This is a genomic window from Stenotrophomonas pictorum JCM 9942 (assembly GCF_001310775.1).
Lineage (GTDB): Bacteria > Pseudomonadota > Gammaproteobacteria > Xanthomonadales > Xanthomonadaceae > Stenotrophomonas > Stenotrophomonas pictorum.
This window is the reverse complement of record NZ_BAZI01000058.1, coordinates 1-11,752: the sequence shown is the minus strand read 5'-3', so window position 1 is coordinate 11,752 and position 11,752 is coordinate 1. Positions and strand designations below refer to the sequence as shown.

Annotated in this window: 5 protein-coding genes and 4 pseudogenes; 3 read left to right on the top strand and 6 right to left on the bottom strand. The window is 66.0% G+C overall.

Annotated features, from left to right (window positions below):
* Window positions 1-27 precede the first annotated feature (27 nt).
* Window positions 28-1,016 (bottom strand): annotated as a pseudogene (gene rluD, locus JCM9942_RS05185) (23S rRNA pseudouridine(1911/1915/1917) synthase RluD).
* Window positions 1,017-1,131: 115 nt separating this feature from the next.
* Here rluD and JCM9942_RS05180 point away from each other — a divergent pair.
* Window positions 1,132-2,016: an outer membrane protein assembly factor BamD gene (locus tag JCM9942_RS05180; RefSeq protein WP_054658154.1), complete on the top strand. Its 885-nt coding sequence runs from the start codon at window positions 1,132-1,134 to the stop codon at window positions 2,014-2,016.
* A gap of 82 nt (window positions 2,017-2,098) precedes the next feature.
* Here JCM9942_RS05180 and JCM9942_RS05175 read toward each other — a convergent pair.
* The 3 genes and pseudogenes from JCM9942_RS05175 to sucC form a co-directional block, all read right to left on the bottom strand.
* Window positions 2,099-3,735 (bottom strand): annotated as a pseudogene (locus tag JCM9942_RS05175) (NAD+ synthase).
* A gap of 216 nt (window positions 3,736-3,951) precedes the next feature.
* A complete protein-coding gene (gene sucD / locus JCM9942_RS05170) occupies window positions 3,952-4,830 on the bottom strand; it encodes a succinate--CoA ligase subunit alpha (protein ID WP_054658152.1) in 879 nt (292 codons plus the stop codon).
* A gap of 25 nt (window positions 4,831-4,855) precedes the next feature.
* A pseudogene (sucC, locus tag JCM9942_RS05165) lies at window positions 4,856-6,024 on the bottom strand (ADP-forming succinate--CoA ligase subunit beta).
* Window positions 6,025-6,278: 254 nt separating this feature from the next.
* On the opposite strand from sucC, the gene JCM9942_RS05160 reads away from it, so the two are divergent.
* Both JCM9942_RS05160 and JCM9942_RS05155 read left to right on the top strand, forming a co-directional pair.
* The gene (locus JCM9942_RS05160) at window positions 6,279-7,892 is read left to right on the top strand and encodes a sensor histidine kinase (protein WP_054658150.1); all 1,614 of its coding nucleotides are present in this window, start codon (window positions 6,279-6,281) and stop codon (window positions 7,890-7,892) included.
* Between the two features lie 67 nt (window positions 7,893-7,959).
* A pseudogene (locus JCM9942_RS05155) lies at window positions 7,960-9,341 on the top strand (sigma-54-dependent transcriptional regulator).
* A gap of 87 nt (window positions 9,342-9,428) precedes the next feature.
* Here the strand turns inward: JCM9942_RS05155 and pilB are convergent.
* Complete coding sequence (gene pilB, locus JCM9942_RS05150) at window positions 9,429-11,159, bottom strand: type IV-A pilus assembly ATPase PilB (RefSeq protein WP_054658148.1); 1,731 nt, start codon at window positions 11,157-11,159, stop codon at window positions 9,429-9,431.
* Window positions 11,160-11,295: 136 nt separating this feature from the next.
* Window positions 11,296-11,752 (bottom strand): diaminopimelate dehydrogenase (locus JCM9942_RS05145; protein ID WP_157722788.1); only part of this gene is annotated, 457 nt, incomplete at its 5' end.

Sequence of the window (11,752 nt, the reverse complement as noted above, 5' to 3'; positions counted from 1 at the left end):
CCCGCATCCACGGCTGCGCGCTGGGCATCAGCGGCGGTCCCGCTCGCGCTCGGCGAAGGCTTCCGAATCCTCACGCAGCGCCTTCATCAGCGCCAGCAGGTCGGCCGGCACCGGCGCGGTGTTGCGGATCGTTTCGCCACTGACCGGGTGCACGAACTCCAGGGTTTCAGCATGCAGCGCCTGACGCTTGAAGCCGCGCAACTGCGCAATCAGCTCATCGGTGGCGCCCTTGGGCAGCTTCAGCGAACCGCCATACAGCGGATCGCCGACGATGGCGTGCTTGAGGTGGGCCATGTGCACGCGGATCTGGTGGGTGCGGCCGGTTTCCAGACGGCATTCCAGGGCGGTGTGCGCGCGGAAGCGCTCACGCAGCCGGTAATGGGTCACCGCGTCCTTGCCGTCCTCGCGCACGCCCATGCGCAGACGGTCACGGGCGTGGCGGTCGATCGGCGCATCCACGGTACCGCCGGCAACCAGCGCACCGACCACGACCGCCAGATACTGGCGGTGCACTTCACGTGCCGACAGCTGCTCCACCAGCGCGGTCTGCGCCTGCAGCGTGCGCGCCACCACCATCACGCCACTGGTGTCCTTGTCCAGGCGATGCACCACACCGGCACGCGGTACCTTGGCAATCTCCGGGTCCCGGAACAGCAGCGCGTTGACCAGGGTGCCGCTCGGGTTGCCGGCGCCGGGATGGACCACCAGCCGGCCGGCTTGTCGATCACCAGCACATGCTCGTCCTCGTACAGCACCGACAGCGGGATATCCTCCGGCACCGCGTGTGTCTCGATCTCCAGCACCGCGTTCAATGTGGCCAGCTCGCCGCCACGGACCGGATCGCGCGGCCGCACCGGCTCGCCGTCGAGCAGTACCGCGCCGGTCTTGATCCACTCGGTAAGGCGCGAACGGGAGAATTCGGGAAACAGTTCGGCCAGCACGGCATCAAAACGACGACCGGCAGCGGAATCGGGGACCAGCGCCTGGCGCTGGGTGGCAGAGGTGTTCTCGGACATGGGAAAGACCAACAGAAAGACGAAATTGGGGGTCCTGACGGCAACAGTCAGTCGCAGGACAGGCCACTAGGCTATCATCGCCCCTTCGTATTCCTGCCGCGTCCTGCCCTGACCCATGATCCGAGGCTTCTCGATGCTGTCCGCCCCCCTCCGTTTCACCGCCCTGCTGCTGGTGCTGGTTTTTGCCGTTTCCGGCTGCCACCGCGGTACCAAGGGCAAGAATGCCGACGAAGGCGTGCCGGTCGAACAGCTGTTCGAAAAGAGCCACAAGCTGATGCAGGGCGGCAACTGGTCGGGGGCTGAAAACAGCTTCCGGCGCCTGATTGCGCAATATCCGTACGGCCCGTACACCGAGCAGGCGATGATCGAAAGCGCCTACGCCCAGTACAAGGCCGGCAAGAACGATGACGCGGTGTCCAGCATCGACCGCTTCATCCGCACCTACCCGACCCATCGCAACATCGCCTATCTGTACTACCTGCGTGGCCTGGCCAACAGCAACCGCGATACGGTTTTCCTGCGCCGCGTATGGTCCTTGGATCCGAGCCGCCGCGATCTGTCCTCGCCGCGTCAGGCCTATGCCGATTTCACCATCGTCACCGAGCGCTACCCGAACAGCCGCTACGCCGCCGACGCGCGCCAGCGCATGATCGAGCTGCGCGACGTGTTCGCCCAGCACGAGCTGGACAACGCCCTGTACTACGCCCGTCGCGGCGCCTGGGTCTCGGTTGCCGGCCGCGCCAACTACCTGCTGGAAACCTATCCGCAGAGCGCCTTCCAGTACGATGCGGTGGCACTGCTGGCCGAGGCCTATACCCGCCTGGGCAACCAGACCCTGGCCGATGACGCCCGTCGCGTGCTCGAGCTGAACCAGCCCGACCACCCGTGGCTGGCCGGCAACTGGCCCAAGTACCCGTGGATGATCCGCAAGCTCAACCCGTTCGCCGGCGAGAAGTCGGTGGCCACCGGGCAGCGCAACGCCACCATGGGCAAGAAATAAGCCACCGGATCCATCCGGCGCAGACACAGAAAAGGGGCCTTGCGGCCCCTTTCTTTTTATCCCTTGAACGGTTTGGGCCGGCTCAGCCGCGGAAACCGTTGCTGATCGGATAGCGCCGTTCCCGGCCGAACGCACGCCGTGACACCTTCGGCCCCGGCGCGGCCTGGTGGCGCTTCCACTCGCCAATCCGCACCAGCCGCAGCACCCGGTCCACCACCTCCGGCGCATAGCCGGCGCCGATGATGTCCTCGCGCGACTGCTCCTGGTCGACGTAGCGGTACAGGATGCCGTCGAGCACGTCGTAGGCCGGCAGCGAATCCTGGTCGGTCTGGTTCTCGCGCAGCTCGGCCGACGGCGCACGCGCGATCACCGCCGGCGGGATCACCGGGGCCCGCCCACGGTGTTGCGCCACTTGGACAGGCCGTAGACCTCGGTCTTGTACAGGTCCTTCAGCGGCGCGTAGCCGCCGCACATGTCGCCGTAGATGGTGGCGTAGCCGACCGCGTACTCGCTCTTGTTGCCGGTGGTCAGCAGCAGGCCACCGAACTTGTTGGCCAGCGCCATGAGGATCACGCCACGGCTGCGCGACTGCAGGTTCTCCTCGGTGACGTCGGGCGCCTGCCCTTCGAACATCGCCGACAGCGACTGCATCAGGCCCTGGAAGGCCGGCTCGATCGGCACCGTCTCCAGCTTCACCCCCAGCGCGCGGCACTGCTCCACGGCCAGGTCATTGGACAGGTCGGCGGTGTAGCGCGAAGGCAGGCTGACCGCGGTGACGTTGGCCGCGCCCAGCGCATCCACCGCCAGCGCCAGCACCAGCGCCGAGTCGATGCCGCCGGACAGGCCCAGCCAGACCTTGGAAAAACCGTTCTTGCGGCAGTAGTCCTGGATGCCACGGGTGACCGCACGCCAGGCCAGCGCGTCCATGCTTTCATCGCCATCATCGATCCAGCGCATCGGTATGAAGCTGCGGCGGGCCACGTCGTAGTCGACCACCAGCATCTCCTCGGCAAACGCCACCGCGGCCGGATGCACGATGCCATCGCCATCGGCCACCACCGAGGCGCCATCGAACACCACCGCGTCCTGGCCGCCGACGGTGTTGACGTAGACGATGCCGACGCCGGTCTCGCGGCTGCGCTCGGCCAGCAGCGCATCGCGCTGGGCGTGCTTGCCACGTTCATAGGGCGAGGCGTTGGGCACCAGCACCAGCTCGGCGCCGGCCTTGGCCGCACCGGCCAGCGGCTCGGCAAACCAGAGGTCCTCGCAGATCACCAGCCCCAGCTTCACGCCGTTGACCTCGAACACGCAGTCGCCGCCGTCCGGATCGACGTCGAAATAGCGGCGCTCGTCGAACACCGCGTAGTTGGGCAGCTCACGCTTGCGGTAGGTGGTTTCCACCGTCCCCTCGCGCAGCACGCTGGCCGCGTTGTAGACCACCGCGCCGGCGCTCTGCGGCCAGCCGACCACCGCCACGATGCCGTGCGCGGCGGTCGCAATACGCTGCAGCGCCTGCTCGCACTGGCGCAGGAATCCCGGGCGCAGCAGCAGATCTTCCGGCGGATAGCCGCTGACCGCCAGTTCCGGAAAGAGCACCACCTCGGCGCCGTATTCGTCGCGCGCCTCGTGCATCAACTCGATGATGCGGTCGGCGTTGCCCGCCACATCACCGACCGGGAAGTCGAACTGGGCCAGAGCGATGCGAAGCGATTGGGTCATGTCAGCTGCCTTGTTCTGCGGGCATCCCCATGCGGATGCCGGAAAGGAAACACCTGGCGGGCTGCCGCCCGCCCCGTGCAACCGCCGCGCGGATGCACCGGGCCATTATTCCAGATGTGGCCCATTGCCCGCCGTACCGGGGTGCAGCCGGGCGAGGGTCCAAAAGAAAAGGCCGCCCGAAGGCGGCCTTTTCCAGACATCCATGCAGCGGATGGCTTACTTCTTCATCAGCTCGGCAATCGCCGCGCCCAGATCGCCCGGCGAACGGACGGTCTTCACGCCAGCAGCTTCCATCGCGGCGAACTTGCCTTCGGCCGTGCCCTTGCCACCGGAGGCGATCGCACCGGCGTGGCCCATGCGCTTGCCAGCCGGAGCCGAGGCACCGGCGATGAAGCCGACCACCGGCTTCTTGACGTGCTTGGCGATGTACTCGGCGCCGGCTTCCTCGGCGTCGCCGCCGATTTCACCGACCATGATGATGCCTTCGGTCTGCGGGTCTTCGTTGAACAGCTTCAGGCAGTCGACGAAGTTCAGGCCGTTGATCGGGTCGCCGCCGATGCCGATGCAAGTCGACTGGCCCAGGCCCACTTCGGTGGTCTGCTTGACTGCTTCATAGGTCAGCGTGCCCGAGCGCGACACGATACCGATCTTGCCCGGCATGTGGATGTGGCCCGGCATGATGCCGATCTTGCACTCGCCCGGAGTGATGACGCCCGGGCAGTTCGGCCCGATCAGCACGGTGTCCGGATGCGAACGGGTCAGCACGTTCTTCACGCGCAACATGTCCAGCACCGGGATGCCTTCGGTGATGCAGACGATGACCTTGATGCCGGCCGCAGCGGCTTCCAGGATCGCGTCGGCGGCGAAGGCCGGCGGCACGTAGATGACCGAGGCGTCGGCGCCGGTGGCGGCGACGGCATCGGCGACGGTGTTGAACACCGGCAGTTCAAGATGGGTGGTGCCACCCTTGCCCGGGGTCACGCCGCCGACCACCTGGGTGCCGTATTCCAGCATCTGGGTGGCGTGGAAGGTGCCCTGCTGGCCGGTGAAGCCCTGCACGATCACCTTGGTGTTCTTGTTGATCAAAACGCTCATGGGTAATTCCTTGGGGTGTCGTGGATCAGGCAGCAGACTTGACCGCTTCAACGATCTTCTTGGCGCCATCGTTGATGTTGTCAGCCGGGATGATGGCCATGCCGCTGTCACGCAGCAGCTGCTTGCCTTCTTCCACGTTGGTGCCTTCCAGACGGACCACCACCGGAACCTTGACGCCCACTTCCTTGACCGCGGCGATGATGCCTTCGGCGATCATGTCGCAGCGGACGATGCCGCCGAAGATGTTGACGAAGATGCCTTCGACCTTGTCCGAGGACAGGATCAGCTTGAACGCTTCGATCACGCGCTGCTTGTTGGCACCGCCGCCCACGTCCAGGAAGTTGGCCGGCTCGCCGCCGTTGAGCTTGATGACGTCCATGGTGGCCATGGCCAGGCCGGCGCCGTTGACCATGCAGCCGATGTTGCCGTCCATGGTGACGTAGTTGATGTCCAGCTCCGAGGCGATCACTTCGGTCGGGTCTTCCTGGGTCTTGTCGCGCATGGCGACCAGATCCTTGTGGCGGTAGCTGGCGTTGTCGTCGCTGTCGAACTTGCCGTCCAGCGCGTACAGGTTGCCGTCGTCCAGGATCGCCAGCGGGTTGATTTCAACCAGCGCCAGGTCCTTTTCGTTGAACAGGCGGTACAGGTTGACCATGATGCTTGCGAACTGGCCGGCCTGCTTGGCGGTCAGGCCCAGCTTGAAGCCGAAATCGCGACCGTGGTAACCCTGCACGCCTTCAACGAAGTCGACGTTGAGGGTGTGGATTAGCTCCGGGGTCTCGGCGGCGACCTGCTCGATCTCCACGCCACCTTCGCTTGATGCGATATAGCTGATGGTCTTGGTGCCACGGTCCACCAGGACCGACAGGTACAGTTCCTTGACGATCTCACCGGCGGTGGTCACCAGCACCAGGTTGACTGGCAGCTCGACGCCGGCGGTCTGGTAGGTGGCCATCTTGGTGCCGAGCATCTTGCCGCAGCGGCCTTCACATCGTCGACGGTCTTGCAGAACTTGACGCCGCCGGCCTTGCCGCGACCGCCCGCATGGATCTGCGCCTTGACCATCCAGGGGCCTTCGCCCAGCGACTGGGCAGCGGCAACGGCCTCATCGGCGGTGGCTGCGACCTTGCCGGCCGGGACCGGAATGCCATATTGGGCAAGCAGCTGTTTTGACTGGTATTCGTGGAAATTCATGCGTCACCGTGGGAATAGGAACGACCGCCTCATAAGTCCGCGAGGCCAAAGTGGCCGTCATACAGCGCAGGCGGGCCGGCTATTGTCGCCGACCCCGGGCCGCGGCGCAAAGAAGTCTGTACAAATCATCGGCGCGGGCCCGGTTTTCAAAAGCTTTTCAGTCACTTGCCTGTGAAATTCGACGCAGCCACGGCGCCGCCCGCCACCGGTTCGGCACCTATACTGTGCGCTCGTCGCGAGGAAAGGAGTCCGGCTTGTCCCCCAGCTCATCGCTTATCGATCGCATCGAATCGATCCCGCGACGCGAACTGTATTTCTTCGCGCTCTACCGGCTCCTGGTCGCCAGCCTGATCGCGGCGCTGGTGTTCAGCCCGCTGTCCATGCTGGTTGGCGAGCCCCATCACCCGCGACTGGCGCAGCTGGTCTCCATCGGCTACCTGCTGGTTTCGCTGGGCCTGTTGATCTGGGGCCGCAACGAACGCTGGCTGCAGACCATCGTCCTGTGCAGCGTGATGGTCGACACCGTGGCCGCGATGCTGCTGACCCACGCCCTGCCCGGCGCCAGCGCCGGCATCTCGATGTCGCTGCTGTTCAACATCGCCGCCGCGGCGATGCTGCTGCCGCTCGCGCGCGGCATGCTGGTGGCGCTGGGCGCCAGCTCCGCCACCGTGCTCGAATTCGTCTGGCGCGAGCTGGAGGACGGCAGCAATGCGCGCACCGTGGCCGAACTGGCGATGTTCATCACCAGCTATCTGGCGCTGGCCTGGATCAGCTACCAGATCGGCAACCGTGCACGCCGCAACCAGCAGCTGGCCGAGCAGCGCGGGGCCGAAGTGGCCAACCTGTTCGAGATCAACGAACTGATCATCCGCCGTATGCGGACCGGCGTGCTGGTGGTCGATGGCCACGGCCGCATCACCGTGGCCAACGAGGCCGCCACCGCCCTGCTCGGCGATGCCGGCGGCACCCTGGACGATGGCGAGAACCGGCTGTCGCTGCGCGCGCCCGAACTGGCCAAACGCCTGCAACGCTGGCGCAATGGCTGGCGCGAGGAAGAACTGCCGCTGCAGCTGGCGCCCGACCAGGCCGAGGTGCAGCCGCGCTTCGCCCGGCTGCTGGCCGACAGCGAACTGTCGTTGGTGTTCTTGGATGACACCACCGTCGTTTCGCGCCGCGCCGAATCGCTGACGCTGTCCACGCTGGGGCGTTTTTCCGCCAGCCTGGCCCATGAAATCCGCAATCCGCTGGCGGCAATCAACTACGCCACCCAGCTGCTGGAGGAATCGCCGGATATCGGCGAAGCCGACCGCCGCCTGCTGCAGATCATCCATCACCAGTGCCAGCGCACGAACGGCATTGTCGAAAGCGTGCTCGGCCTGGCGCGGCGCGAACGCGCCAACCCGGAGAACCTGGACCTGGCCAGCTTCGTCCGCCGCTTCGTGCTGGAGTACCGGCAGACCCTGTCCATCGAGACCGACAGCCTGGAAGTCATCATCCGCGAGGCCTCGGTGATGGCGCTGATGGATCCCCGGCACCTGCACCAGGTGCTGACCTCGCTGGTGCACAACGCGCTCAAGTACGGCCGCCTGGCCGAGGAGCCGGCACGGGTCCGCATCCGCGTCGCCTCGGCCGAACGCCACGCCATCATCGATGTGACCGATCGTGGTCCCGGCATCCCCGATGCGGTGGCCGCACAGCTGTTCCGGCCGTTCTACACCACCTCCGAACACGGCACCGGGCTGGGACTGTATATCGCCCGCGAGCTGTGCCGTGCCAACCAGGCACAGCTGGACTACATCTCCGTGCCGGCCGGCGGCGCCTGCTTCCGCCTGACCCTGTCCGCGCCGACCCCAACCCTGACGCACTGATACCCCGGGCACACTCCCGCTGGCGCGAGGTTGGCGGCAACCGGCCTCCTCCGCTATCGTTCCCGCCATGAATGTGACGCACAGCGCCCTGGTCGTCGATGACGAACGCGACATCCGTGAGCTTCTGGTTCTCACCCTTGGCCGGATGGGGCTGCGCATCAGTACCGCGGCCAACCTGGCCGAAGCGCGCGAACTGCTGGCCAGCAACCACTTCGATCTGTGCCTGACCGATATGCGCCTGCCCGACGGCAACGGCATCGAGCTGGTCACCGAGATCACCCGCGACCACCCGCGCACACCGGTGGCGATGATCACCGCCTTTGGCAGCATGGATCTGGCGGTGGAAGCGCTCAAGGCCGGCGCCTTCGACTTCGTCAGCAAGCCGGTGGACATCAGCGTGCTGCGCGGCATGGTCAAGCACGCGCTGGAACTGAACAACACCGAACGCCCCCGCACCCCGGCACCGCCCGAGAATGCCGCGCGCCTGCTCGGCGAATCGGCGGCGATGGACGAACTGCGAGCCACCATCACCAAGGTCGCGCGTAGCCAGGCACCGGTCTACATCCTGGGCGAATCCGGCGTCGGCAAGGAGCTGGTCGCCCGGACCATCCACGAGCAGGGCGCCCGCGCGGCCGGGCCGTTCATTCCGGTCAACTGCGGCGCCATCCCGGGCGAATTGATGGAGAGCGAGTTCTTCGGCCACCGCAAGGGCAGCTTCACCGGTGCCCACGCCGACAAGCCCGGGCTGTTCCAGGCCGCCAACGGCGGCACCCTGTTCCTGGACGAAGTGGCCGAGCTGCCGCTGCAGATGCAGGTCAAACTGCTGCGCGCGATCCAGGAAAAATCGGTGCGCCCGGTGGGCGCGGCGGCCGAAGTTCCGGTGGATGTGCGGATCCTGTCGGCCACCCACAAGGATCTGGCCGAGCTGGTGGAGGATGGAGCTTCCGCCACGACCTGTACTACCGTATCAACGTGATCGAACTGCGCGTGCCGCCGCTGCGCGAACGCCGCAGCGACCTGCCGCAACTGGCGGCGGCCATCCTCAGCCGGCTGGCACACGCACAGGGACAACCCCTGCCTGCGCTGGCCCCCTCCGCCATCGATGCCCTGACCGACTATGCGTTCCCGGGCAACGTACGCGAGCTGGAGAACATCCTGGAGCGCGCGCTGGCGATGGTCGAAGGCGGGCATATTGGCGCCGATGATCTGCGGCTGCCGCACGCCCGGCCGTTCGGTGCCGATGGTGGCAAGGGCGCCGCCCCCCAGGAAGCGGTGATCGATATCGATCCGGCCAATGCCGCGCTGCCCACCTACATCGAGCAGCTGGAGCGCTCCGCGATCCAGAAGGCACTGGAAGAAAACCGCTGGAACAAGACCCGCACCGCCGCGCAGCTGGGCATCACCTTCCGCGCCCTGCGCTACAAGCTGAAAAAGCTGGAAATGGAGTAACCGGCGTCCCGCAGATCGGCAGAGAACTGCAGAAATGGAAAACGCCGGGTAAACCCGGCGTTTTCCATTGGATCACCCGGTCTTGGATCAATCCTTGGTCACGCGATTGATCTCGGCCAGGCTGGTCACACCGTGAGCGGCCTTGAGCAGCGCGGACTGGCGCAAATCATTCACCCCGACCCGCTGCGCGGCCGCGGCGATCTCCATCGCGTTACCGCCCTGCAGCACGATCGAGGCGATCTCGTCGGTCATCGGCATCACCTGGTAGATACCGGTACGGCCCTTGTAACCCTCGGTGCACTCCTCGCACCCCACCGGCTCGTACAGCTGGATACCCTTGTCGATCTGCTCGGCGGTGAAGCCTTCGGCCAGCAGGGCGTTTTCCGGCAGCTGCAGCGGGCGCTTGCAGTTGGAGCACAGCCGGCGGGCCAGACGCTGGGCAATCACCAGCGTCACCGAGGAGGTGATGTTGAACGGCGCGATACCCATGTTCATCAGGCGCGCGATGGTCTGCGGGGCATCGTTGGTATGCAGCGTGGACAGCACCATATGGCCGGTCTGCGCGGCCTTGATCGCGATCTCCGCCGTTTCCAGGTCACGGATTTCACCGACCATGATCACGTCCGGGTCCTGGCGCAGGAACGAGCGCAACGCCGCGGCGAAGGTCATGCCGCGCTTGTTGTTCTGCTGCACCTGGTTCACGCCCGGCAGACGGATTTCCACCGGGTCTTCGGCGGTGGAGATGTTGCGGGTCTCATCGTTGAGGATGCCCAGCGCGGTATACAGCGACACGGTCTTGCCCGAACCGGTCGGGCCGGTCACCAGCACCATGCCGTAGGGCTTGTGGATCGCCTCCAGGAACAGCTTCTGCTGCTCCGGCTCGTAGCCGAGCTTGTCGATGCCCAGCTTGGCCGCGCTGCCATCGAGGATACGCAGCACGATCTTCTCGCCGAACAGGGTCGGCAGCGTGCTGACACGGAAGTCGATCTGCTTGGTCTTGGACAGGTTGAGCTTGATGCGGCCGTCCTGCGGCACCCGTTTTTCGGCGATATCCAGCTGCGACATCACCTTCAGGCGGGCGGCGATGCGCTCGCGCAGCTTCACCGGCGCCTTGGCCACCTGCTTGAGCAGGCCATCGATGCGGAAACGCACCCGGTACTCGTCCTCGTACGGCTCGAAATGGATATCCGAGGCGCCCTTGCGGATCGCATCGACCAGTACCTTGTTGACGAACTTGACCACCGGGGTGTCGTCGCCCTTGGCGTCGATACCGGCGTCGCCACTACCGCCCATGTCCTCATCGCCGGCGGCGACGTCCAGATCGCCCACATCACCGTCGTCGCCGCCCAGCGCGTTGCCGATGCTGTCGTTGCTGGCCAGCCACAGCTCCAGCGTGCGCTTGATCTGCTCCTCGTCCACCAGAATGGACTCGACTACCAGATTGGTGTGGAACTTGATCTCATCCAGCGGCTGGGTCGGGTTGCTGGTGCCCACGAACAGCTTGCCGCCGCGCTTGAACAGCGGCAGCACGCGATGTTTGCGCAGCAGCTCCTCGCTGACCAGCTTGATCGCGCTCTGGCCGGCATCGAAAACCGACACATCCAGCAAAGGCATGCCGAATTCCATCGCATTTGCCGCTGCCATGCTGGCGGCGCTGACCAGCTTCTTGTCCGCCAGCCACTGCGTCAGCGGCACCTTGGCATCGGCCGCCTGGGCCATCGCGGTGCGCGCAGTGGCTTCGTCCAGCGCTCCGTCCTGGACCAGACGCCGGGCGATGCCGGTAATACCCACCAGGTTGGCGGATGCCAGTGTGTTCATGGGATTCCCCCTTCAATCAGACCAGAAAGATACCGCATCCGGCCGCCACGGCGGCTGACGCACTGCCCGGATCGCCCCGCTCCCGCCTTCGCCCTGCCCGGGCACGAAGGGGATTGCCAAGTCGCTGCCGGCCGGTCTACAGCAGGTCGCGGCGCAGCTCCGCCGCCGAGCGCGGCGACAGCAGGCCCGGAGCCACATCGAACACCGTCACCGCGCCCACCTGCCCGGCGCGGTTCATGCGGTAAACCGCCCGCGCATAGGCCACCAGCACGCTGGCGGTGAACTGCGGGTTGCTGTCGAGCTTTAGCGAATACTCCACCACCTGCGAGACATCCTCGGCGGTGCTGCCGCTGCGGATCACAAAGCCGCCATGCGGCATGGCCGAATGCTCACGCGCCAGCTGCTCGGCACTGATGAAATCCACGCGGGTGTCGTACTGGTCAAAGTAATGCGGCATCGACACGATCGCCTGCCGCACCTGTCCGGCATCGGCACCGTCCTCCAACACCACGAAGCAGTGCCTGGTGTGCTTGTCGCGGGTGGACAGGTGCGGCCGCGCGCCGCCACGCACCTGTGCCATGGCCGCGTCCGAG